We start from the raw sequence: 26,713 nt of genomic DNA on the forward strand, positions 1-26,713 counted from the left end.
GGTGTGTCCTTTTCGTATATTTATTAAATATTATATTTGGTTTTAAAGTTATTTTTATATTGTAACATTAATTCGCTTTAATTTGAACATACATCATATCTTTTACCATAGTTTGACCTACACGAATTTTATAATTTCCCTTTTCATAATTATTAATTGAATCTGCATCTACTGTTTCCTGAATTTCTTTATCTAAATTTAATCCAGTTACATAAGTAATCCATCGTTTTGTTAACTCTACAGTTGCTGGGTTATTATCTAAAAATGTAAGGTCAAGATCATTTTTATCACCGTAAACTACAAATTGACCACCAATATATGATCCCTCTGGATAATACATACCTGTATCCATCATATGTACGCTACCCTGTAAATCTTTATATTTAAGGTTTGTATTATATTTTTTATTGATTTCTTTCACAAGATTTTGTGCTTCTAATGTTAAATGCGGTTGAATATTAGAATTTTTTAATCCTTCTGGATGATATTTAAAATCTGGTTGTACAAGATCTACATCTAGCCCCTCTGGAACCTCTGGTTTTGTTTCAGGCTTTGGATCTGGTTTCACTTCTGGTTTTTCCTCTGGTTTTGTTTCAGGCTTTGGATCTGGCTTCACTTCTGGTTTTTCCTCTGGTTTTGTTTCAGGCTTTGGATCTGGCTTCACTTCTGGTTTTTCCTCTGGTTTTGTTTCAGGCTTTGAATCTGGCTTCACTTCTGGTTTTTCCCCTGGTTTTGTTTCAGGTTTTGGGTCTGGTTTTGTTTCTTTTTCAACTGCATTAATAGAGTTATATAAAAACTGACTATACGCTTCACGTGTTACAAACATTTTTGGAGAATACATATTACCTCCTGTACCAATTGTAACCCCATTTTCCTCCAATGCACTAATTGCTCCATAAGACCAAGAATTTTTATCAACATCTGCAAATTTTGATGTTTTCGTTGCCTTAAATTTAAAAGCATTTGTAAGTACTTGTGCCATTTGTTCACGAGTTAAAATATCATCTGGACCATATTTTCCATCACCAAATCCATTCACAAGTCCTGCTTTAGCAAGTGCTAAGATTTCTTTTTCAAACAAATGTCCTTTAATATCAGTAAACGGATTTTTGAAGCTAGCATCTGCATCTGCTGGTTTTACGTACATATAAATCATACGAGCAACTTGCCCACGAGTTACATTGTCACCAAAACCAAAGATATTATTTCCGTACCCTTGCACTACTTTACGATTTGTTAAATCATAAATTGCTTTTGTAGACCAGTGATTTGCTGGAACATCATTGAATTTTAGTGAATCTGTGTTATCAGCAGCTTTCGCTGTAAATGCTCCTGCTCCTAATAGTGAAGTACCCATAATTGTTAGTGCTGTTGCTGTTTTTAAAAATGTGTTTGCCATTGTTTGTTCCTCCAAATATATTAGTTTTTTCATAGATTCCTTTATTGTACCGAATTTAAATATAAAATCCACATAATTTAACATATAAATTTATTGATTAATGTTTTTTTATAACCGCTGTTCTATAAAGAAAATATTACCATATAGAAATGAGCTTGTAGAGCATTTGTATATTTTTATTTTTAAATGTATTTTTCTAGCAAAAAAACTACACTGAAAAGTATAGTTTTTTACCTCTTTTTATACATATTGATATTTTCAACGGAAATAAATTTGTCCCATTCCATCTTTGTTAGCCCATATCGGTGCTTTCACACTATCTATCCCTATCATTTTAAAAATAAAGAAGTGATGTTCAGCTTTTATCTTAAAAATCAATGGCTGATTATGATCTACGCGCCCTTTTGTATATTCATATTTCCATCCATCCATATTCTGCTCTTTCATTTTCTTCTCTATATCAGGGATTAGATTTACGTTTTTTCCTTCATACGTGTACTGAAAACCACCTGTTTTTTCTGCTAACTCTACTGTACTAGAAGCAAAATCATGTGCCTTTATTAACTGCATTCCATACAGTACACCTTCTGGTATAAGAGTTATCAATAGTAAAGAAAGTGTTAGAAAAAGCGCTATTGTTACTGTATTTTGCATTTCTTACACACCTACTTTTTCGTATTTATTTCACGTTTCCTCCAGCTTTCTTGTTGTCAGAATCTGCTTCATAAATAAATATGTGTTTTGCGTTACTCTTAATGCTGCCTTTCTTTTCATCAAATTGTTTAGTATAACTAGCAGCTTCGGCTTCTCCTTCAACCGCAATCATTGCAGGTTGCTCTTGTACACCATGTACAGAAAACTCTCGTTTTGATGCCGGATCCTTAAATGTTGCATTTTGGTTATAAGACTTTTCAAATTCTTTCTTTGCGATTTCTGGTTCAATAGCAATTTCTTCTTGTGCTCGTAAAACACCTACTTTTACGGATTTATCCATTGCTGTACTTCCAGCACGTTCTAGTGCAGACTTATTATCTGTGTGTGTCGTATCTCCAATAATCATATCTGTCATTAAGAATAAACAGCCGACAAATAATATTAATGAGGCGGCACCTATAATAAATTTTTGCATTCCTCTTCACACTCCATTAACTTTCAGACTTTCGAAATCGAAATCCACTTAAAATGGAACTTTTCTTTTGGTTCAACAATTGGTTTGGTAGCAGCAACTCTGCTATTTCCTTCATTATTCCTTCTAACTCTTTATAATAGTTCCGACTAGATAGTAACGTACTACTATTTAATTGAGATTCAAATACATCTTCTATCTCATATGTTGGTAAAGCAGTTAATACCTTATCTCCAAAACATTCTTCTACTACTTCATGCTTTAAAAGTGCAGAAGAAAACTTATTCCCAATGATTCTCGTTTTCTCTAAATTTAAGTAAGAAACGAGCTTTCTCTCTTTTGGTGTAAGAGGATGCGCTATCTTTAGCAATTGATGCAAATCTGGTTCTGCTACAAAGAATATATAATCTGCCATTTCACATATCTCATGGTATAAATCTTTATCCCAATCGTTCCCTGCATCAATAATAGAAATAGGTGCTTCTTGGTTACCCAATAAAACCTTAATAAAATGGTCAAAGTCATGATCTGTTTCATTCTTCAACTCTTGGTCCACTATAGGATTCTTTACGATATAATTTATTCTTCCTTGCTTCCATTTTGGAATTGATAATATATCAGCTTCCTTTTGTAGCATCTCCTTATATCTTTGCAACATAAATTCACTACGGTAGTTTTTTGGAGCTTCTGTATATCCCTTAAGTATTGGATACGTATAGCCATCATCATATAGATTCTCTATATAATTCACATCAATCTGTAGTTCATTTAAATAAGCAGCTAAAAGATGCGAAACAAAAGTAGCACCACTTCTCCTGTTCATACTGGCCACCACAATTGTTTTTCTTGGAATAGCAATACCAATTTGTTTCTCATATACTGGCTCAAAAGCCAATTTATACTGTTTTTTAATAATTGGCGCTTTTGGCGTTTCCTCCTGAATATACTTACGCTTTTTTTTGTTTTTAAATAATTTTGATTTAGAGTGCGGTTCACTGTTGCTACCTTCCTCTAATTCACTTGATACTTCCTCTTGTTCCTCATCAACAGGAACGTCGGACAATTTCGTTTGTTGCGGTGCCTGACTTGCTCCTACAATTTCCACTACATTTTTAATATCTGATTCCTGCAGCAGCTGCGGTATGACTTTATTATCAATATCAATTTTACGAGAGTTAAAAATGTCATAGATACCTAGATAAATCAATTTGGCTAAAAACTCATCATCATTTTCACGCTCTGTAAATACTACAATTCGAATATCCTTCTGAAAGCGAATGTCTCTTAACTTCTGTAAGATAATTAATTCCCGCTTATCTTCGTGTCCTGCATCAATATTTAATCGTTTGTCATTAATACATAGAATATCGGGTTTTTCCATATCCAGAATTTCATCTAAATACTTGATGTGCATGACATCACTATCAGCTACTTCAAATCCCGCACCAATAAAATCCTCACGTAAATATGCCGTATACACAGAATCACTAATAGCTAATACAATCTTTTTCATTATAAAAAACTCCTCTTTGATAGAAAATCGCTTTAAAGTAATAGCATGTTTTCAAAAGGCACTTTTGTTGCATTTTGTATTTTTGTTAATAGTTCGGTGAGAAGTGATTCTATTTCAAATCCCTCCAAATTACATGGCATATTATCAATAAGGTTATATTTGACTCTAACCTCTAAACGATCCTCGATTTCTTCTAACGGTACCGCACTAAATAAACTTTGTTCATATATAAATCCATCCCGAAGATTTTTTTGTATTTCTGTCTTGTCTTTGTAAACAATGGTTACTTGTGCTAATTCAATAAAAGGGTTATCTAAAGTTACTTTCGTATTCCAGTTTAGACTCCAGATTTCACAGCGGCCGTCTGCATGCACAACATTAGCAGCTACAGATGGAGTAATTGTAAATAAACGATCTACTGGAACATTTGTAAAAGTAGTTGTTTTTCCTTCTACTACTTTCAGTCCTCTTTCCTCACCTTCATGCTCAAGTGCAATTTCCGCACCAAACAATGCAATTTCACAAAATACTTGCTCCATTATGGGTTTAATGCCTTCATACGTTCGAACAGCAAATACACTAAACTCTTGTGTTTCATCCGTTCGAACTAATTCATAAATGCTAAATTCCGCTGCATTTACAATTGCAAAAGGAATATCTTGTACAAAATTAGGATTTGTAAATAGAGAATCCGGAATCACTGTCTCTGGATGTTTGAAAAACTCTAAACCAAGCTGATATCCTTTTAGAAATGCATTCTTAGCAGCAGCTGGGAATAATGTTTCAAACCTTTTGAGACTGCTTTTAAATTGCTTCTCTTCGACCTCGTTATTAAATTCTCTATCTTGTAAAATGTTTACACGATCAGCAAGCAGTAAAAAATAGTAGTTAATAAGAGAATTAATTCTCTCCTCAAAAACTTGATTATCTTTACAATATTTATCAAATCTTCTTTTGCTTTCACTAATAATTTCATTCATTCTTTAATACTCTCCTTATCATTTTCTAGTTATTAAATAAAAAAAAGACACACCAATGGCAGGTATATGCCCTCGGTGTGTCCGTTTAGCAAGAATTAAATATCTCTCGATTCGTATATTAATTTTAAACAATAAAACTTATGTATAAGATTATCTCTATAATATCTAAATGTCAATACTACTTCGCAATTATTAATTAAGCTCACAAAAATAATGCTTCTAATTGATTAACCTTTTTCTTTTTTTGCATATGTCATTTAATCACCTAATTCAGGTAATACTATTAGTATATCTAAGTACAAGATTTTCATACCAAAATTTCGATTTATATTTACAACTAAATATCAAAAGTAAAAAACATTCATTTGATATATTCCTTACCTTAGAGAACTTTAGTTACAAAACAATCTTTATAGTACTCATAACATAACTAACAGCAAACGATTAATACATATTAATGTTATGTAAACAATCCAGCGGTATAAACACGTTCATTGATATTAATATATCAACTGACATTGACATGAAATCCTATATTGAGAGATAAATATAAGTTAAACTAACCCAGCCCGTTCATACCTAAGCCAACTTACTAATTACATATTTCGCAAACAAAGATTATAAAATAGCTTTTGGATTCCTATTTTAGTTATTAGACAAAAAGGAACGCTAATGATGAATATACATCCATAACATGTTTTTCTTGTAAGAATTAAAATGACTTTTAGTTTGCGCATGCTTAAAATTGAATGCCGCACAAAACCATTCCTTTCACTCAAATACTATAATATCTTTACAATCTATAATTATAGTATGCCCAACTAAATAAGTCATATACCTGAACATTACAACTGCTATTTATAACTAAATTTCAAATATGCTACACCATTCTTTTTATAAATCTCCTTGATCAAGAAGGTTTCAAAGAAAATCTATCTCTATTTAATTTATTAACACAATTTGAAGTAAATAACCCAGGCATGTTAATGTCATATAAACAATTATCCAACACTAATACCTCCCGATTGAAATTTTCATATCAATTAACATTGATATGAAACGAAATAAAAATGTGTAGATGTTAATTTCATATCGATATTTTACATATTATATCAATCCGATGGTACCTAGATGTGAATTAACGTAAAACCATTTGGTGGATCTACATTTATTATTATTAGTTAATAGGATGTAACAACTAGCAAACCAGCACATGCTATATTTTATTACCAATTACTTTTATTAACTTTTTAAGGGGGTTTAAGTCATAAACACCCATTAGAATAACTAGTATCTCTAAGTCGAAATGGTAGTTTCTATCTCTGATCAACATGACATTAACAATTAGGATGATCCATCCTTAGTTTGAATATTTTTTTGTTAATGTTATATTAATCTCATAGCGATTTCTTGTTTCATATTAATGTTATCTTTATGGATATTCGAAGTATACTTATCTAAGTTTGGTTAACATATCAATCTCATCATCTTATTTATGATCTTATTATTATATGCAAGCATGTACTAGAGATCGGATATCTACAAAAAAACACCACCAGGATTATTCTAGTATTCTAAGTCAAACTTTAGTATCTTAAAAACTTCCTTAAAATTCCTCATAAAACCCTTCGTTTACGATTCACATTTCATGTTAAAGGGTAATCTTTTTAGATCAACATGTAAACATAGGGTTAATATACCTATTATAGTTAACAAAACATTAACAATAGGTACTTGTGTGTTGTTAGAAGAATGTTTTAGTGTTGGTTTCATGTCAATGTCACCTTTTATATCAATGTCAATTCGCAGGCGCAGTTTGTCCTTAAGTACCGATAAAGTTCATTTTGTTGATACTGACTATATAAATTTCTATCATGACATGCAATATACAACTTAAATTGTACATTCTATACTAAATTAATACACATAAGTAGATCCGTAGCAAGTGAATGGGGAATAGGAGCGAACCTCTTCAAAGTATTATGATTGTGCTCCTATATCCTTACATACTGTTTTGTTTATTGAACAATACTAAATCTACATTAATATTATTTTACTTTTTACTAGTTTTTATACATGATAATTACATTTTGGACGTTACTATGTGTATTTTCTGTTATATACCTGGATTATATCCTTATAACTTATTTACAAAATAGCTTTATTTCCTTATCATTAATATTAAGTAGCCTAATTTGTTAATCTCATAGCAACTATCAGTAGTGCTACTAACATAATATATATATTCCCATTAACAAAACATTACCAATTATACATTTCAAATTGGTAATAAAGTTACTAATTCGACTGGATTTTATATCAAACGTTAATGTTTTGTTAACAAGTATATGTTTACATGTTAATTTCATATTTCATGTAATTCACTGGATTGGTAGGAATTTTTACAAATATTATCGAAATACTAGCTAACATGTTAATTTCAGCTCACATGTTAATTATAATTAGTTGTTTATGAGTTGATTTTTGAGGAGGTAGTTACAATGATTGAACAAAAAAATGAAAAACAAGACCATCAAATTAACGATGATGATATATTAGATGATAATGTTTTCGAAAAAGCATGGCGGATAACAGAATTCTCAAAACTAGTAGGACGTCATCATAATACAGTTTATAATTGGTTCAATATCCTAGAAGAAAAGGGACTTCATGAAACTTTAAGAACTCAAAATACAAATGAAAAACTCTATAATGCTTTAGACCTTGAAATTGCTCTATTTATAAAGCAGAAAAGGGATGAGAAATGGTCTTTAGATGCAATTATTGACCTTTTACCACACCAGTTTGATTTAAGACCAGTGTCACCAGAACATCAAACAAATGAGGTATCCACTGAATTAAACCTTCAAGCTACTGCAGAAATTATTGAAAAAATGGTAACTAAACAGTTAGAAGAAAAAATAAAACATATTGAATCTCATTATGAAGAGAAGGTAGAGAGTATATTAAAGCAGTTACCACAACCAGAAGATGTAGAAGCGCTAAAATTACGCCAACGCCAAGATAGGCTTGATAATTTTATTATTGAGCATAGAGCACGCCAGGAATTAAGAAAACAAGCAGAGAGCTTATGGAATAATAAACCTGAGGAAGAGCGTACTAGAAAAGCAGGCTGGTTTAAAAAAGAGGAAGATTTGAGTAAAAAACAACTCTTCATAGAGCAGTACATACAAGATAATATTATTGAGCATATAAAATCTCTTATGAATTCAGTAGAATAATAAAAAAGTCTGGAACTTAGTCCAGACTTTTTTATTATTTTGTAGTACCAAACATCTTATCTGGATCTAGAAAATCTGCTAGATCTTCATCTTCATTTGCTCCAGCATTATTATTTTCTTCGTCACTACCCATATCGATAAAATCTCCAAATGCAAAACCTAAATCCTCATCCTCATCTATACTTTCAATCGTACTAATTTGAGACTTTTTATACTGAATTTGGCTTTGTCTTTCTTTAAACTCATTAAATTCTTCAACTAAACCTTTAGATAATCTCGATGGTAATGCATCAGTTTTATAGAACGTATATACACTTCCTAAGAAATCATTCTTACTTACCAAATATCCGTTAAAGACTGTTCCATTTATAGGTAAATTATTTGAAACTTCTACCTTAGCGTCATCCATAAAGGAATCATTAATATTCTTTTGCTCATCTAGGATAGCAAGCATACCAAAATGATGTACTTTTGATGCTTCAACAGAGCCATCATCGTTCTTCTTCATCAAATCAATTGGGGGATGGAAAGAGCTTCCTCTTAATGATTCTTGAAACATTTCTATAATTGCATGGCTATTTTCTATTTGATTCATATTACGTGAAACCTTATTAATTACTAAACAGCCCGTTTTCTCAAGTAAAATACGTTTAAAGTCTTGAGAATCCAGTATTACAGATGTACCAGATCCATTAGCAGCGGTATTTAACTCATGAATAATTTCACTAATACGTTGATTTGCATAATCTCGTGAATTAGCGACACCTTTTTTCTCATTTTCATTCAATTCCTTAAATTCATCGTAAAAATGCTGGTTATCGGCAAATACTACAAATGCTACACCTTTTGATTTATCATTTGCTAATTTCCAAATTTCCTGTGAAAATTTATTTACTTGTCGTAATACATCAGGCCCATCCGCTCGGACGGGAAGAGTTACAACAATCCCCATTTTAATAAAGTCTTTGCGCTCAATAGCATTTTCAAAGGCTATTCTTGCAAACTTTGCTTGATTCGCCTTAATTTCAGCCATTGGATATAGCTGCGCAACCTTTTGTAATTCTTGTCTGATTACTGGCTTGTTGTGAAAAGCCGAAAATTCTTCAATGGCCTTAATGATTGTAGAAGTTCCAGTTCCTCCACCTAAACCTGCAAAAAATAAAACAAGTTCATCCGAAGGTCTTACACGTTCAGTAATAAATTCTTTTAGCTTTTCTTTTGCTTCCTCATTTGAATCAAGGACTTTTACTGCACGCTCAGGATTCTTACCTAAACCACCTAATTTCAGTGAAACTTGATTACTCTTTGGTACATTTTTTAATTCAGCTAGATCTCCATCATTACTATTTAGTGCTAAGCAATTATATACTGCTGTACCATCTGTATGTGTATATTCCGCAAATTTATCTACCATTCTAGTACCAGCTTGACCAAAACCGACCATCGTCATTTTAACTGCCACTTCATTCTTTAAGAAGTTTTTTGCCATTATTTTATCTCTCCTTATTTATCTTTTTTCTTTTCCCTAACTCAATCAGTACTTGTTGCCCTCTATAAGTTGAGATCAAAAATTTATATGGGTGCATGGTTTTTTCATAGATTAAAGACATTGATGATAGCGTACTTACACTTATTTCAGCTGAACGTCTAGATATATTCGTACGTTCAACCTCTAATGAATAGGATTTTCCCTTTTTTTTCTTTACTCTCCTATCAATAACTACATTTTCCACTATTTCATTAATAGATATGCCCCTCATGTACTTCGTCTCTTGAAATTGTTTATTTACTATGTTTCCTATGTATAGAAATACACTATAGAGTATCTCATCTTGTTCAAGTATATCAGCAAACATGTTTACTACTTCATCTGCAAACTTGATTGTTTGATATTTTTCACTTAAAACTTCGTTCAAGTTGTCCCCCCCTTAAAACACTGGTTAATTATTCCTAGAAACATAGTACATCATTACACGTCGTATATCAAGTCATTATAAATAAAACTTATATATAGGACTTATATATAAGTTTTATAAAGATAAAATTAGAATTAATCTATATTTTATAAGGGTTTAAATGTACGACGTATATATAATGCGTATACATGTTATATCAATCTTAAATTTCATGTGATTTACATTTCAACAAAGATCATTAAAAAATCCAGATTAAAATTTCAAAAAAATGATTAAAAACCGCCTATTTTTCCACTATAAAAATCCAAGAAAAACTTATACATCGTATATATAAGTTTTATATATACGATGTATAAGAAAATGCTTTTATATCAATATCAAAACAAAAATCTTATTATCCAATTAACATAAAAGTTGTATATAAGACTCTTATATACAACTTTTATGTGAAACGTATATGTACAGCTTACATAATCCACCTTCATTTTCCGTAATTTTCTAACATCTTATATTGGTCGTGTGTATTTATATTACTAGGGAGATTTCAAGACGTTTTTATAGCAATTCACACTAAGGTTTGCTTTATTAACTAGCTGTTTTAACAGGATTTATTACTTAAAAGACCGCTCATTGTTAATGTTATGTTAATGCACTGTTCTTCACTTAGTAATTGTTAGTTCACATTATTATATATGTTATAAGAAAAATTACCCTCTGTTCCTCATTTGAATTCAATTCCTTGTCAATTTCATTCATTCCTTGAAAACCGGTAGAAGAGGTTGTTAATTTCATATAAACAGCATCAATACCCTCAATATTCAACATATTAAAAAGAGAATACTAAGATAAATCAACTGTGACATTCTAAAAGTAGTAGGCTAACAATCACATCACTACTATGAAAAACAAACATTTCTTCAAGCTAGATTATTAATAGTGAGATCTCATCTTATTAACATCAAAGTGATATTTACATTACAATAAAAACTTTTGTAATGTAGTAGGAATGATGATAGCAATTATAACCTTACATAAAATTAACAATTGGTTAATTTTATTATTTCAGTTAGGATTACTCCTTTTCAACGAAGCAAAAGGGGAAGTAGTTCACGTAACTAAAATCTATATGTTAAGTACCTGTAGACATATTTCTAACTTATTTTTGATTTGGTAGAAACAATTAATAATATTTATCTTAGTGAATTCATGATTCTATACAATAAAAAACAACTAAAAGAAAAAGTTGGAATTTTAAATTGAGCCAATATCAGAATTCTGAAAGAGCGCTTCATCACATATAAAAAGTTGAATTTCGAGTTAAAGATAGAGAAAATTACTCTTTAGTATCAATAAGCCTTTTTATAATTCTTGAATAATTTTAATCAATTAAAATTATATTTTTACTATCTAATAAATGTTAGGACGTCATAACATTATTTTATAAATGGAATTCCATTATAACTATTGTTAGGTGTCTAGTAGTAGCTCGTCCTAACAAAACAAAGGATTTAATAGAGCCTTATAAATCAATAATTTATAAGAGATTTATAAGAGTAGTTATCATCTCAACTTCGATGTACAAAATGAGGTATCTCTAAAGATTAAAAATCTCTTATTCATTTTTTCTTGTTTTACAACTATCACATCAATGTAATAGTATATTAAAAATAATAAGTATTTAATTTAAGTTTAATTCAATATAAGAGGTGTATGTATTGTCCGGAAAAGTGTATAAATATAGAAGATCAGGTACCAAAAAACATTTTCACTTAAAAGAAGCTGATATATTTGTCTTTACAGTTTTATATTACAAAAGAGCACTTACAACAAGACAAATCACTCAGTTATATAGTGCATTTGAGGGAAGAGAATGTTCTGAAGCTAGCATATTTACAAAGCTTGACCGTTACTCACAATATGGAGCTATGCTAACTAAAAGAATAGATAAAAAGGCTGACAGTATTACGAAACGTGCTTTATTTTCCTTAAAAGAAAAGACAATTGAATTCTTAATGGAAATAGGAAGAATTTCTGAAAAAAGTTCAAAAAGACGTTACTCAAGAGCAACTTCTTTTCACACAATGTGTTCACGTGAGGTCATGATCCGTACTCTTTTAGCGACTACAAAGAAGACACAAACCAATGAAATATTATATGAATTGGATATTCGTTCTTTTTACCAGAAAAAAAATGTGAAAATTGAGGACAACCAATTGGCCTTGATTCCTGATGAACATATTTCATATCAAGATAAAAATATCCATATTGAGATGGTATGTGTAAAGAAACCAATTCTACCTTAGTTGAAAAAGTTGAGAAGTACATAGAATATACAAAAAAAACAAATGAAGATGTAACGGTTGTCTTTGTTATGTACGACAAATCAATGTTCCTTGCAGAAGATGCAGAACCGCCATACGTACGTATGAAAAATCTATTATTTTCTATGCGGAAGTATCATGAACTATTAATGAATATATCAAATCTAAATGTACACATTTGCTCATTGAAAGATGCTGGAGATGTTATTTCAGATATCATTCTAGGAACAGACGATAATCAAAACTTGGAACAAGATATTCTTTTTCCTTTATCTCAACGTACGATAGGAGATGTCAATTGGCGTTACACATTTGTCGAAAAAATTCAAACGTTTAAAGAATCAATAGATGGTGGCCTTCGACGAACATACAGGAGAGATAAAGATTCTATTCAAGATTTCTTTTTTATTTTTGGAAATGAAAATGATTACCGAATGATTGCAAGATTAGATGATGTCGTGTTTTCAAGAAGGGATGGAGATGAAGGCGTTCCGCTTGTAGTTATCTATCCTAAACGTGAAAATCCTAGGGATATTCTACTGATGGATACTTATGATAATGTACTACTTCTATCCATTCAAAATACAAATATAGCAACCGATGAACAGATCATGGTACATGCTGCAAATAACGTTAATCCGAAAAGACGTAAACTTGTAGAATTATATTAATCGTTTATTTTTTTATATACTCTTATATAATTTTATTGATTTTTATTATTTAAGGTGATAGAATAATGCTTGAACTAAACACTCAAAACTACAATCAAATCAGAACATATGAAATTAAGGCAAGCGACACACGCTGTTTTTACAGTGGGTGTCGCTTGCCTTTTTTTGTATGGAGAAAGGTGGAAGTGGAAAATGACAATGAACTTACAATTTGCAACAACTACTGGGGGAGTGCTCTCAGCAAGAGAAGCATTTAAAACTCCAGAACTAGTCCTTAAACATATTACAGAAGGGGGAGCTAAATTTTGCGTTTCCCTACAAGATATCAAAATCCCAGGAAAGCCTAATTATTATTGGTACGATGTAATAATTGAAACTGCAACGAATAACAAACTAGAGATAAATATTGCCGTACTTTCTCAAGAAGAATATAACCAATTGTGTGAAGGAGATAGTATTGACTTATATTTAAAACAAACTGAAGATGCAGCGAAGTTCTTTCTAAAAAAATCAAAGGAACAATTCAAGCCAGAACTTCATAATCGTTTTACATTACACCATAAAGCTCAACTATGTCTTTAAAAAGTAGGTGAACCTTTATGGAGACATCTAAGCAAAGATTACCATTATACACTACAATCGCCTTAATTAGCGGATTTATCCTTTCATTTGGATTTGGTGTAGCAAACTACATACAGTTACTCTACTATGCATTTGAACCACCGTCTTATCCTATAGAAATTACATATGTACCACTATTTTTAATGTTCTTCTCTTTGCTATTAGGAGAATTTAGTTTTAGGTTCTACAGCCGTATCCCAGCTTTACAATTTCAAAATGGCAAGTTATTAATTTTAATTGCTTCTCATATTGCAGTAGATATTCAGTTTTTATGGTTTGCAACTACTCCTATCCATGCGAAAGTTATTCCTTATCTTATGAATAAAGCAAAACATGTTAATTTTGGTGAGTATCAAGCAATAGGGGATGTATTAACAGGAAATTTCCATACACTCACCATGATATTTGTATTCTTACCGACCGTATTTATGATTTTGTTTAGTCTTTGGTATAGTGGCCATATTGTCCGTTACAGAGAAGAAATCTTAAAGTGGGTACAAAAATACGAATATAAAAATCATAAGTTGCAAAAGTGGTTTAATAGCCAAGAGGAACAAATATACCCTGATGTTGAGATAGGGCCTCATATTAAGCACAAAGAAATGATTCGAATCAAAGGGAAAGATAGAACCCTAAATGGAATTATTATTGGTCCTATTGGATCTGGTAAGACATCTAGTTTAATTATTCCAATGATTAATCAAGATTTACACTGGATGGTACGTTTTATTAATAAGTTTGAAAATACGTATAAAAAGAATAATTATGATACAGAAGAAGTAAAAGGAACATTTTTAAATGGGATAACTGTTATTGAACCGAGTAATGATTTATGTCAAAAGGTATTTAAGTTAGTACAAGCACACAAAATTCCTGAAAGTTCAATTTATTATATCGATCCCACAAATCCTGATACCAAAAACATTAATATTTTACGTGGACCAGTTGATAAGGTAGCAGAGGTTTTTGCAATGGTTATCCAGGGTTTGTCGGAATCTAATAATGCATTCTTTGAACAAGCCCAACGGAACCACCTTAAGCAACATATTTATTTATTAAAACTACATAACCCACAAAAAGATGTGACCTTTGATGACTTAATAGATATGTACGACGATGTAGAACGTGTACACCGTATGCACAAACTATTAAAAGTACAGGTAGAAAAATTATATGATTTTGTTCAAAGTGGTGTTGCTTCACGTGACCAGAAAAACGAATATAAGATTATAAAAGGTATCGATGAATGGTTCGATAATACCATTCGTGAAAAAATGGGTTTCCAAGGGGAACCGGCCGTTTATAAATCTGGAAAATATCGTGGAAAACCAATGCATTATGACCGGGAAGAAGAATATGTAAAAGGTTTGCGTAACATCTTAAAAGATTTAGCCTCAAATGTTTTAATACGACGTGTTTTATTTGGAAAATCAGATTTTGATTTTGATGTTCACCTAGAGCAAGGTGGTATTTTACTAGTAAATACAGCCAAAGGAGAACTTGCAGATCTTTCTAATGTACTAGGAAAATTCGTATTACTAAGTATGCAAAATGCTGTATTCCGAAGAGAACCAAATATTTCACCATACCATCATATTATTGTGGATGAATTCCCTGATTATGTTGTGCGCCCGTTCAAAGAGTTCCCTGCACAATCTCGTAAATATAAAGTCATTCTGACAATTGCAAGTCAAACACTATCTCAATTAGCTTTGGATTTCACAGAGCAGTATATGTTTACTTTACTAGGTTCGTTCCGTAACAAGATGATATTTGGTGATGTAACACCATATGATGCAAAAATTTTCTCTGACATGTTTGGTGAAACAGAGGAATTTAAAGAATCCGAATCTGAACAAGGGATTTCTCCTATGCAAGAGAATCCCGTTAGTCGCTTAGGTTCGACATATCAAAAATTAAAAGAAGTCGTTATGTCACCAGGAGATATCATGGCACAAGGTGCCTTCATTTGTGCTGCACGTATTGTACAAGACAATCATGTACAACCTGTACAACAAATTACTAGTAACTTTGTACCCAAAGAAGAATTTGCTCAAGCAATCATTCAAGTAGAGATTAAGTCTGGACAATATTGGGAAAACGAACGTCTTCGACTCATTGAAGAATCTATCGCAAAATCAAATCCTATGAAACATGTAGATGTAAATAATATAAAACAGATAGAATCATTTCCACCTATGCATGGTGATAAAATAGGCCAAAATAATTCCATAGAAACAAACAATAAGAACCAACATGTTGTAGAGTTGGAGAATTATAAAGAACACAAGTCCGAATATGAAACAAACACCGTAGAAAATGTAACTTTTCCTGATTATTCTACGGATGTCAGTCAACAGGGACATGTTATTGAAGAAACTGAAAATAAGTTGTATGAAGAAATTAAGGCATTTGTGATCGAATCACAACAAATCTCGCCATCTCTTTTGCAAAGAAAATTCAGAATCAGCCATATAAAGGCTGTACAATTTATTGAGAAGTTAGAACACAATCAGGTTGTGAGCACTTACACTGGGAATAGCCCTCGTAAAGTTTTAATTTCAAAAAATAATAGTACGTCAATATTATCAAAGGATTCTCAAATCAATACTACTCTTTCATCTAATACAGATTTAGATAATACGACTTCACGAGAAAATAGCATTCCAAACGAAGAGACAGAAGCAAAGCAAGAGGAAACAGGCTTCTTTAAAGACATCCTATATGATGATGTAGTAGCCTTTGTTAAGGAATCAGGGAATGCTTCTATACATGCACTACAGAACGCATTTAAAATCGATTATACACGTGCTTCAAGATTACAAGATGCCCTACAACGGAATGGCGAGCTGCCGAATATAACAAAGGAGACACATATGGAAATTGTAAGTCCTAAAAAAAATATGGAGCTAGCAGAACGGAAGAAAGAGGTATCTAATACTATGTTGGAACCAAAAAGGGATATAGATTACCCAATTCATTTAGGAATTCCTGTTGAGACTGATCCATTGCAAAAAAAGCTTCTAACAGAGGGACTTATAACTACAGTATTAGAGGAAGCAAAAATAGATATGAAAACTAATTTGAAACCAGCTACAAAAACAGTTAATCCCACTAAAGAAAATAAACTTGATGAAGAGGTTGCAAAAGTTTACGAATCTATTAGCATTACTGTTCATCAAAACTTAGAAAAGAATTTGGTAGAGAACACTAGAAATAATGAAGAGCAGCCTGCATATAAACATATGAGCTATAAAGAACGCCAAAAGGGCTTAAAAGCCAAACAAAAAAATAAGTATAACAATACAATTTCACTATTTAACAAAAACCAGCAACAAAAGAAAAATACATCTAATGTAATGAGTAAGGAATTAGATGATTTTTTTGATTAATACCTATAGAAACCTAAAAAACTTTTTATTCAAGATTTTATTTTCAGGAAAAAGCTAGCTTAAAATAGGAGAAAAGGTTAGATATAGTATTTTAACTTTTTCCTTTTCAAAAAATAAAACTTGCACGATTCATATAAAAACGTTATATTTTAATTAATAATTATAAAAATAAAACATGACTTACGTGAAGGACACACCTTACGTACCATTCCAACGGTACAGGTGTGTCCTTTTTTACGTTCTAGGAGGAAAATATAATGGTAGAAGATAAAATAAATACTCATATTACAAAAGAGCTAGGGATGGTATTTGAACCTGATAGCACGCTAGAGGCAACCTTTATAGAAACAACTTTCAATCAATTTGAACGAATACGTGAACATGAATTGGAAGAATTAGCTCGTATGAAACGTGAACGTACTGTAGGGAAAGGCTTAATTACCGTAGTATCTGAAAAATTATTCCCAACTAAAAACGGGACATCTGAGCGGATACAAGTACTCACAATGCAAATTGGTACTCATACGACAGCATATTGTCCAATTACAGAGGCAGGTATAAATATACCTAAAAATCCTCAATGGCTGATAGGTAGAACAAAACCTGTTATTATTGAGCATTTCCAAAAAACTGAGGAGGGGAACTTTGCTGTTGTATCTATCACGGCAGGAGAACTTGCACTGCAAAGAAAATTATATGAAGAAATAGTAGAACAAGAGGGGAATAAAGTATACACAGGAACGGTTTCTGGACATATTCCATCTGCACAAACTATTCTGGTTGAAGTTCATGGTGTAACAGTTGGAGTAAGATACTCGCAATGGTCTCATTCATTCGTCCGCTCGACGGATATTATTATTGGTGATGTTGTAGAGCTTATCATCGATAAAGTAGTGGAAAAGAATGGGCGCTATGAGTTTAGAGGAAATAAAAAGAAACTAGAAACGGATCCAATGGAAAAACTATTAGAATTAAACAAACGACGTGACCGCTTTGTAGGTAAAATTGTAGGTGTAGATGCTATTGCTGGGATTTTCGTAGAAGTTGCACCAGGTATTCAGTTTAAAGGGCTAAAGGGTCGTAATCTGGCAAATCCAACCATGGATGACGCAATAAACCAAACAATTGTTACATGTGAGCTGCTTAATATTGATGCTAAAAATAGAAGAGGAACTGTACGTATCCTAAATTATCCGCAAGGCCAAAGTAAAAAATCTAATTCGTCAATTTACCAATTTTAATGGATGATTATGCGTACAAGAGAAAAACAAATGTCTACTTATATTCCTTCTATTCCTCATTTATCAAGTGAGGATGTACAAGGACTTCAAATATATCGGATACATGATTTGGATAAAACCTATGTATTCCACTCTTATGACGAATTAGTTAAGTTTAAGCAGCTTTTAACAGAGGAACAATATGCTATACTCAATTTCATTGGTGTTCATACATCTGTTCGGTTTAATCATTTATTATATCTATTCAAGAATAAATTTTCACGGAAGAAAATTAATAATGCACTTCAAGGATTACTTTACTATCAATTTATAGAAAAATGGCAAGTAGAAATTTTTGATATGGAAATCTTTGAAGAAACATATACCTTATCCAATAATGGATTTAAACTACTAAAATACTGGCAAGGGAATATGTTCTTCTTTGCCCCAGAGCGTCTTGACAATCATGGTAAATATGTTCACCTACGTTATTGGCATGACATAGACCTACTTTGTCATTTACGCTACGCTCCTTCATTTTTAGGTCATATTATGCATCCATCTATTAGTAAAGGGGTTTTTACCCCTTCTTTAAGTTTTATAGTAAATGGAGGAAAAGAACGTAAATTTAACTTTGTTGTATACTCCACCTTATTATCTGATCAAAAGGATCGATTAAAGCGAATACTTGCTAGATGGCAGACTTTTGTAGAGTCAGGAAAAGATGTTATTATGCAGGACTTAGGGAATAACCCTACAATCTTAGTTATTTATGTTTCTACTAAAAAACAAGCAAAGAAAATTAATAATGAACTATTACTTGATTTAATTCCTGGTAAAGTATTGTTATGCATAGGGGAATCTTTACATTTTCAAGGATTACAACACGCTTTTTATCAACCTCTTGCAGAAGGGGAGATTAAACAATTAGATACAAAGCTATTTATAGAAAACTAAGCCACCTTACAAGCTTTCGCTTCAAGGGTGGCTTGTTTATTTTATAATTAGCTTGGAATATTCAAAAAAACTTAACAAAATTAATAATCCTGTATCTACCTCTATACAAAGCAAGGATTTTGCGAAATAATATTCTTTGACACCTGTTAATAAAATAACATTATATACAAATATAGTTATTTTATTGAAGGAATATACAAGAAAGGAGTACTATATTGCTACGTATACAAAGAGGGTACATGTACGATCCTGATAATAATGAGGTAATAGTAAATGAAATTTTCTATGATGGTACATCAGAAAAAAAGTTAGGCAGTAAAATGGGGATATTTGATCCAGTTAAAGTACCTATTGCTATTTTTGAAAAGGTCCAGGAAAACGAAAGTATGACCTATATGGAAAATGTTGAAGTAGAAGAAAAAAATATTAAGGAAATACTTTGTTATTTAGTTCAAAATCAAAAGCCCGAAAAACTATATTTTGAAATACAGTACATGAAGTAACACCAGGGCCTGAATATAAGAGGGGATTTATAGCAGGGGAATCAGGGGCATTATTATACGATACATGTGGGATCTGCATATAAACTTCCTTCTTATCCCTGTTCTATTGAAAACAATTGAATATAATATAAAAATGGTTTAATATAAATCTATATTTATTGTTTAATTGATTCCGTCTATTCCCACGCCCTATGAGTTGTGGTTGAGTTTTAGAAACAAGTTATATTTTTGTTTCAATTATGAAAGGGCTTCTTTGAGCCGATTAGTGTATATATAGCTTATTTTGCTATGCACATTTTAATCGACTTGAAGAAGTCCTTTTTGTGTTGTCTTTAAGTTAGGAATCACTTATACATAAACCTTTAGGACTAAAAGTATGCTAAATGAGAAAGCACAAATTTTGTGCTTTTTGTTTAATTTAGGGGAGAGATTATATGAATTTTTACAGAGTATAGCATAAAAAAATATGGATAAAACGCACATATTTTGTGCTTTTTATTTAGAAAAGAGGATATTTATGATGAAATATGAACATGCAATTACTTTAGATAAGTCAACATTATCAATAGGGGAAATCATTTAAAACTTTCAAAAGAAAAAAATTAATTAACACGTTAAAAGCTATGAACTTACTATCTATAAAATCAAATCTTTATATTGTTGGAAATTCCAAAATTCCACTATGAAGTAAGATAATAAGTATCAATTCATAATGGCATTCGAAAGAGAAGAACAAGGGAATCTAAATATGTAAAGTACTTGTTGCAATGCTAAAAGCACAAGGAATTAGAATATGAAACTTGAGAGGAGTTATATAATATGATTACAGTTAATCGAGGATACATGTATGATCCAAATGATAATGAAGTCTTAATTACCGAAATTTATTATGAAGCTGCTACAGATACTAAACTAGGAAGTAAAATGAATAACTTATCTTACTCAGCCATTCCTAATGAGATTAAAGAAAAAATAGAAGCAACTGCTTCATTATCCTATGTGGAAAGCATTGAGATGTCTCAGCCATTAGCTGTCCTATATCAAAATGAAATTAACATGTATGGAAAACCAGAAAAATTATACTTTGAGTATACAAATATTTAAAAAGAAAAAAGACATTGAACAGTTTGTTTCAATGTCTTTTTTCTTTTTAAACTATAGAGGAACAAATGGTTAAGGCTTTGTTTGGCATCCTATAGTGTTTTAGGTGTGTTATACTTATATTTTTAAATTATAATATTACGTAGAACGTTAGGTTTGTTTGCTACTATTCGATATATATAATTGGGGGGAAATTTATGGTTTTTTTTAAAAGGCAGTATGTGGTGTTTGTGATACAAAGGTTGGTTTAAATCGTTATAAAATACTAAAATCTGATGCATGGCTATGCCCAGATTGCTTTCATAAAGCAGGTGGCTTGGGTGTTGTAAGTGTAGGTACGGATACTATCGAAGAATTGAAAGCGACAATCGATGCAAAGGTAGCAAAACTTACTGAGGATCCATTGTCATGCGCTGAAGGAATGTATCAATTCTGTATAGATAATACATTCAGTTCTGGCTTTAACGAAAAGTGGGGTGTAAAACACTTCAAGGTATTAGAAGATAACTTGATGAATGGCGAAAAAATTCATATGACTTATATCGGAATACACGATTATCAATCTACAACAAAGCATGATGGTTATTATGCCTACGCCGTAACTAATAAACGCATTATATTCGGACAAAAAACAATGACTGGTGGAAAATTCAAAGCAGTAGATCATGAAAAGATAAATGATATATCTTTTGAAATAGGGATGTGGTTAGGCTTTCTAACAATTGATACTCCGCAAGAAAAGATCAAAGTTGCGTTAGATAAAGATTCAGCATAATCCATTAATAATTATATCCATCAAGTTCTAGATGCTTTAAAAAGCAAACCTAATGAAGCTCAACCACAAGCAGTATCTGCTCCAATATCAACAGCAGACGAATTAAAGAAGTTCAAAGAGCTGTGCGATATGGGTGTTATTACAGAAGATGAGTTTAACGCCACAAAGAAGCAGTTGCTTGATATATAAATACAAGATAAACAAGGCAAGTATATTAGAGGGAAAAAGAAACTTTGGAAAGAGATGTTTTGGTCAAGAAGTTTTTGCTTGCTAACTACTGGTGGTTCGCCAATAGACGTAGTAAAAACATATATTGAAAATCAAAGTGAAAAGTGAGGTGAAATGATATGACAAAGCAGAATTTGAGTGGTTAAAAGAAGTTGATTCATTAGCTTTGGCAAATGCTCAACTAAACTTGCAAACTGCCTATAAAAATTTCTTTAGTGGTCAAAATGACTTCCCAACATTCAAAAGCAAAAAAGACAGAAAGTCCTATACAACGAATGTAGTGGACGGAAATATTATGTTGCTTAACGGTCATATCAAATTGCCAAAACTGAAAATGGTACGTATCAAACAGCATAGAGAAATACCACAAGGCCATATAATCAAGTCATGTACGATTTCTATGACACCTACTGGTAAATACTATGTGTCCATTTTGACTGAATACGAAAAAGAGATCGTACAAAAAGAAGTAGAAACAGTTGTTGGATTAGACTTGGCGATGGATCAATTATACGTCAGTTCTGAGGATGAGAGAGCCAATTATCCTAAGTTCTATCGTGAAATGTTAGACTGATTAGCAAAGGCTCAACGAGTATTATCAAGACGCACAAAAGGTTCAGGGCGTTGGAATAAACAACGTATCCGTGTAGCTAAGCTGCATGAAAAAGTAGCAAACCAACGTAAGAACTTCCTTCATCATAAGTCTAAAGAGTTAGCTACTCATTTTGATGTTGTCGCTATTGAAGATCTAAGCACTTCATTTTGGAAAAAGCGTCGCTGATGATGCTTGGGGTATGTTCACTTCTTTCTTAGCTTATAAACTAAATGAACAAGGCAAATAGCTTGTGAAAATAGACAAATGGTTTCCTTCCACAAAAACATGTAGCAGTTGTGGAAATGTGAAAAATATGTCATTGTCTGAGCGAGTCTATTCTTGTATATGCGGTGTAAATCTCGATAGAGATTATAACGCAGCTATCAATATCAAAAATGAAGCAATACGCCTATTGGCGTTAGCATAGATAGCAATAAAATAACCCTTGGAACAAGGGAGTTAGCTCGGCTGTATTAGGACGAATTCGTTAGCTACCAAAAGTAACGACTAACCGAGAAGCCCCCACTTCAAACAGTCCGTTAGGACGTTAAGTGGCGGGTAGTTCACGGCTGTGTCTTTTGGTTCAAATCCCATAAAATATCCCCTCTCATCCAAAAATATATTCATTGTATGAATGTATTTTTGGATGAGTAAATTGGATTTAACTATTTTTAAAAATTAGGCAGTATTACTACTTTACTTAAATCTAAAATACATAAGTTATCATGAACGAATTATTATTTTGAAGGAGATGAAATATTAATGCATATAGTTCCGTGTTGTCATCTACAGGTATATACATCATTTACACCAAATCCTATGCAGTATATTCCGTATGGGTCATGGAATACTTTTGTACAGCTCAACCCGCAACCACTACCTCCTGGTACTTTTGTAGAACTCAATCCACAGCCACTACCTCCAAGATATCATTATTAAAAACAAAGTTTTTCTAAAAAACTTAAATTGCGGAGTACATCTAAAGACCACTGGAAAGGTAATCTTTAGATGTATTTACATACAGAACATTGCTTCATATACAGCTACAGAGGAACAAAGCATTCTATTACAAGTAACCCCTAATTTAACTTTCACTTACCTTTAGACTTTCGTCCTTCATCAAGTTAAGGAATAAGGTATCTGTGATGATGGGCTCTAACAAGACTTCAAGAAGGTTTACAAATGTTATTAAGCATTGAAGGACGTTGGGAAATAAGGGCACAATATGAAAATAAATATGTAATAGTAAGGAGAAGAGAAGCCCATGTATAATATACTTAAACGTCAATATAATTCTATTTTCCAAGGGGGGATTTGGATTAACGAGGAAGTACAAAGAGAGGTAAACCTATTAGTACAAAAAATTTGTGAGACCGTGTCTTCTGTCCAAAAAATTATCCTTTTTGGCTCTCATGCTTATGGTACACCAAATAAAGATAGTGATTTTGATCTTTGTATTATTGTGGATGGTGTAGGAGCAAGAAAAAGAGAAGTGATTAATCTTATCAATTGGGGTATTTACGATGTGATGGAAACACCAGTTGATATTTTAGTATATGGACCTGAAGAGTTTCAAGAACGTGCTAACCGTAATGTAACCATGGAATACAAAATTGCACTAGGGGGGCAAGTTTTATATGAAAAATACTGAGGATCTAGAAGAGTGGCTATTCATTGCAAAATCTAATTTAGATTCTGCTAGGTACTTAACTCACATGAAACCTTTCCCTGCCTCAGTTATTTGTTACCCTAGTCAACAATGTGTTGTGAAACCTCTAAAAGGATTTCTTACACTAAACATTAGAACAGCCCCTAAAACTCATAGCCTTTTAATGCTGCACAAATTTTGTCGTAAATTAGATGAGGCGTTTTCATTGATTTTAGAACAATACGTGCAGCTGAATGGTTATGTTACAAACATTCGTTATCCGTATTTTGAAGCACTTACTGTCCAAGATGGATTAATGGCTCAACATGCTCAAAAAGTAATGAGTTTCTATAATGAAAAATTAAACAAGCTAAATATACATGAAATTGTGATTGATTAAAAATAGAGGATTCCTATAGCAAGGGACTCTCTTTTTCTATGTAAAAAAGAAGGAGCAAGTTATATAATGATGAATACTTATAGAGAAATTAAAGAGAAAATGAAAAAAGTCTATTTATCTCGAGATTGTTGTTTTGTAGGTTACAGTGGGGAAAAGATAGTCCGTTGACACTATTATGTAATACAATTGCTGAGATTCTGCTAAAGAACCGTACAAAACCTATTGATATCTTGGCTTCCTAGGTTAGAGTAGAAACACTTCTATGATGGCTGATATCTCACTGACATTACAAAATATCTAGGCTAATACAGATAAATAAGCAGCTAATCGCTTGTTTATATACTTCTAAACCTCTCGTGATAACAGTAATTAAGAGCCTTGCCTAATAAGACAAACAATGACTGTGTTTCGCATTTGCTGCGCCAAGATACGTCTATTCAACCCTTCACGTTTTAATTCAAGTCGTATCATCTTTTGTATTGCAACCTCAGACAAAGCCTTTGGCGCATCTTTTTCGTAAACTCAACGATATTTTCCCTGATTAACATTAAATGCTATAAACAAAGGATTATCTGTATACCGTCTAAGCCTTACATGTTCAGGAATAGTTGTATAGTATTTATAAAGAGGCTTTGTATCTTCCTTAGTTATGGAAACAGACCTAGCTACTCCATTTTCTCCTGGAACAATTAAAGAGCAAGCTGTATATGGCTCATATTAAGCGATACAAGCCCTTGTAAGGACAACCTATAGTTTACTACTAAATTTATTATAGAAGCGTTTCTACCCATAATAAGAGGGCGATATTCAACTTGTCTTTCTGTTAATCCTTTTGTTGAAAGGGTAGTTTGTTTTAATAGTTTTTCTTCTGCTTCGGTAATAAAATCCTTATCACTTAGTGATTGATCAGAAATTAAGGAGAGCTGAAAATCATCTACTGAAGTATCTATCACTAAAGACATGTTCAATTTATTTAACAACGGCCATATTCTGTGCTTTGTTTTCTAGCTCATAGAAATACTCCTAATAATGTTCTTTAGGTAGTTCACTTCATGATTTGATATGTAGGAGCTTCTCATTTGCTCTTAGTCACTAAAAAAACCTTTAATATCGTAAGTATAACGTTCAATCCTAGATTGTTTACGTCCATTTTCTTCTAATGCTACTTCTAAACTAATGCCCTCGTTCATTATAATTACCCAATCCCTTATCATATATTAAAACAAAAAATAAGTGAAAGACCTGCTACCGCCCTTTGCTACGCTCGGTTGCTGGCATATCAAAAAGGAAAACGGACAAACAACCCTTTTCCTTTTTGATATGTTGTTTTTTATTTTCAATGACAAAAAGACAAATCTCGTCCTAATAAGGATTCGTAGATTTGTCTTTTTACATGGGAGTAATGATATGTTTAATTACCATTATTATAACGGATTTTACAAATATTTTCAATTAGGTCAGACATCTTATTAACAATCATACTAGTAATAAAAAAATCTATTATAAATATATATCTTATATATTAAAAAGAAATAAAGATAAAACTATTATAGGTTATCAAAAATAGGGGAAAGATCTACTCCCATAAGGGGAAATTTGCTGTTAGAACGTAAAAAATCATAAATAGTAGAAAATGTATCCGGAAATTCAATGATTATTAGACTATCAATTCTACAAAAAAACATAAAGGGAATCACATGTTTCTACATGAAATCGGAAAGAAATTGATACAAATCACTTTATATTTATCCAACTATGGAAATAGGCTTTATTTTCTTTCTTTTGTTAAATACAGAAGTATCTAGCGTTCAATTACCCACATTTTATCCAGATTAGGCTACTATTTGTTAACATTACTCAGTATTTCCACATAACTCACATTATTATTGATGATTTTTATTAGATATATACAACAACATTAGTAATTACAATGATTTGTGAAAGATTATATTCACATTGAATCTTATTTGTCCGCATATCCACTATTTTTATAATTTTCCTTTTGATTTTTTGTAGGTATTATGAGATAGGTTTTAATACATTAAAAGAATACTCCCTAGTGTTATGTGGAGAGTTATATATTGCTAGAATTGAATTTGTATAGA

16 protein-coding genes and 6 pseudogenes are annotated in these 26,713 nt (G+C 31.7%); 14 read left to right on the forward strand and 8 right to left on the reverse strand.

Annotation, left to right across the window (positions count from 1 at the left end):
• Nucleotides 1-67: 67 nt before the first annotated feature.
• The 5 genes from ACTFRM_RS19275 to ACTFRM_RS19295 form a co-directional block, all read right to left on the reverse strand.
• Nucleotides 68-1,399 carry an S-layer homology domain-containing protein gene (locus ACTFRM_RS19275; protein WP_173601055.1) on the reverse strand — a complete coding sequence of 444 codons (1,332 nt, stop codon included), beginning with the start codon at nucleotides 1,397-1,399 and terminating at the stop codon, nucleotides 68-70.
• A 258-nt stretch (nucleotides 1,400-1,657) separates the two neighbouring features.
• The gene (locus tag ACTFRM_RS19280; protein WP_440043496.1) at nucleotides 1,658-2,053 is read right to left on the reverse strand and encodes a DUF4320 family protein; all 396 of its coding nucleotides are present in this window, start codon (nucleotides 2,051-2,053) and stop codon (nucleotides 1,658-1,660) included.
• 25 nt (nucleotides 2,054-2,078) lie between these two features.
• The gene (locus tag ACTFRM_RS19285) at nucleotides 2,079-2,528 is read right to left on the reverse strand and encodes a hypothetical protein (RefSeq protein ID WP_088321890.1); all 450 of its coding nucleotides are present in this window, start codon (nucleotides 2,526-2,528) and stop codon (nucleotides 2,079-2,081) included.
• Nucleotides 2,529-2,544: 16 nt separating this feature from the next.
• Nucleotides 2,545-4,038: a hypothetical protein gene (locus ACTFRM_RS19290; RefSeq protein WP_173601053.1), complete on the reverse strand. Its 1,494-nt coding sequence runs from the start codon at nucleotides 4,036-4,038 to the stop codon at nucleotides 2,545-2,547.
• Nucleotides 4,039-4,070: 32 nt separating this feature from the next.
• Nucleotides 4,071-5,018, reverse strand: a complete 948-nt coding sequence (locus ACTFRM_RS19295) for a hypothetical protein (RefSeq protein WP_173601052.1) — start codon at nucleotides 5,016-5,018, stop codon at nucleotides 4,071-4,073.
• 2,501 nt (nucleotides 5,019-7,519) lie between these two features.
• Between ACTFRM_RS19295 and ACTFRM_RS19300 the strand changes: the two genes are divergently transcribed.
• On the forward strand, nucleotides 7,520-8,260 hold the full coding sequence (locus ACTFRM_RS19300; protein WP_000572533.1) for a MerR family transcriptional regulator: 741 nt from the start codon (nucleotides 7,520-7,522) through the stop codon (nucleotides 8,258-8,260).
• Between the two features lie 34 nt (nucleotides 8,261-8,294).
• Here ACTFRM_RS19300 and ACTFRM_RS19305 read toward each other — a convergent pair whose 3' ends face one another.
• A complete protein-coding gene (locus tag ACTFRM_RS19305; protein WP_001097029.1) occupies nucleotides 8,295-9,749 on the reverse strand; it encodes a cell division protein FtsZ in 1,455 nt (484 codons plus the stop codon).
• Nucleotides 9,750-9,753: 4 nt separating this feature from the next.
• On the reverse strand, nucleotides 9,754-10,176 hold the full coding sequence (locus ACTFRM_RS19310) for a hypothetical protein (protein ID WP_001006726.1): 423 nt from the start codon (nucleotides 10,174-10,176) through the stop codon (nucleotides 9,754-9,756).
• A 1,715-nt stretch (nucleotides 10,177-11,891) separates the two neighbouring features.
• Between ACTFRM_RS19310 and ACTFRM_RS19315 the strand changes: the two are divergent.
• The 13 genes and pseudogenes from ACTFRM_RS19315 to ACTFRM_RS19375 all read left to right on the forward strand — a co-directional run.
• A pseudogene (locus tag ACTFRM_RS19315) lies at nucleotides 11,892-13,168 on the forward strand (replication-relaxation family protein).
• A gap of 108 nt (nucleotides 13,169-13,276) precedes the next feature.
• Complete coding sequence (locus tag ACTFRM_RS19320; RefSeq protein ID WP_003308869.1) at nucleotides 13,277-13,750, forward strand: hypothetical protein; 474 nt, start codon at nucleotides 13,277-13,279, stop codon at nucleotides 13,748-13,750.
• Between the two features lie 17 nt (nucleotides 13,751-13,767).
• Nucleotides 13,768-17,181, forward strand: a complete 3,414-nt coding sequence (locus ACTFRM_RS19325) for a DNA translocase FtsK (protein WP_000450207.1) — start codon at nucleotides 13,768-13,770, stop codon at nucleotides 17,179-17,181.
• A gap of 257 nt (nucleotides 17,182-17,438) precedes the next feature.
• Entirely contained in the window at nucleotides 17,439-18,422 is a 984-nt protein-coding gene (locus ACTFRM_RS19330) for an RNA-binding protein (RefSeq protein WP_173601051.1), read from the forward strand.
• A 9-nt stretch (nucleotides 18,423-18,431) separates the two neighbouring features.
• A complete protein-coding gene (locus ACTFRM_RS19335) occupies nucleotides 18,432-19,358 on the forward strand; it encodes a hypothetical protein (protein ID WP_002183132.1) in 927 nt (308 codons plus the stop codon).
• Between the two features lie 215 nt (nucleotides 19,359-19,573).
• Nucleotides 19,574-19,861, forward strand: a complete 288-nt coding sequence (locus ACTFRM_RS19340) for a hypothetical protein (RefSeq protein ID WP_002183131.1) — start codon at nucleotides 19,574-19,576, stop codon at nucleotides 19,859-19,861.
• A gap of 819 nt (nucleotides 19,862-20,680) precedes the next feature.
• Nucleotides 20,681-20,965 carry a hypothetical protein gene (locus ACTFRM_RS19345; RefSeq protein ID WP_086388439.1) on the forward strand — a complete coding sequence of 95 codons (285 nt, stop codon included), beginning with the start codon at nucleotides 20,681-20,683 and terminating at the stop codon, nucleotides 20,963-20,965.
• Nucleotides 20,966-21,159: 194 nt separating this feature from the next.
• A pseudogene (locus ACTFRM_RS19350) lies at nucleotides 21,160-21,926 on the forward strand (PH domain-containing protein).
• Nucleotides 21,927-21,959: 33 nt separating this feature from the next.
• Nucleotides 21,960-22,073, forward strand: a pseudogene (locus tag ACTFRM_RS19355) (transposase); the annotation flags it as partial.
• Nucleotides 22,074-22,089: 16 nt separating this feature from the next.
• Nucleotides 22,090-22,987: pseudogene (locus tag ACTFRM_RS19360) on the forward strand (RNA-guided endonuclease TnpB family protein); the annotation flags it as partial.
• 837 nt (nucleotides 22,988-23,824) lie between these two features.
• The gene (locus ACTFRM_RS19365) at nucleotides 23,825-24,211 is read left to right on the forward strand and encodes a nucleotidyltransferase domain-containing protein (RefSeq protein WP_166696296.1); all 387 of its coding nucleotides are present in this window, start codon (nucleotides 23,825-23,827) and stop codon (nucleotides 24,209-24,211) included.
• Nucleotides 24,198-24,608, forward strand: coding sequence for a HEPN domain-containing protein (locus ACTFRM_RS19370; RefSeq protein ID WP_088321886.1), 411 nt, complete (start codon nucleotides 24,198-24,200; stop codon nucleotides 24,606-24,608). Before ACTFRM_RS19365 ends, ACTFRM_RS19370 begins: the two co-directional genes overlap by 14 nt.
• A gap of 66 nt (nucleotides 24,609-24,674) precedes the next feature.
• A pseudogene (locus ACTFRM_RS19375) lies at nucleotides 24,675-24,847 on the forward strand (phosphoadenosine phosphosulfate reductase family protein); the annotation flags it as partial.
• A 136-nt stretch (nucleotides 24,848-24,983) separates the two neighbouring features.
• On the opposite strand, the pseudogene ACTFRM_RS19380 reads toward ACTFRM_RS19375, so the two are convergent.
• Nucleotides 24,984-25,798: pseudogene (locus tag ACTFRM_RS19380) on the reverse strand (integrase); the annotation flags it as partial.
• Nucleotides 25,799-26,713 lie beyond the last annotated feature (915 nt).

This window comes from Bacillus cereus group sp. MYBK227-1, assembly GCF_051916325.1.
Lineage (GTDB): Bacteria > Bacillota > Bacilli > Bacillales > Bacillaceae_G > Bacillus_A > Bacillus_A cereus.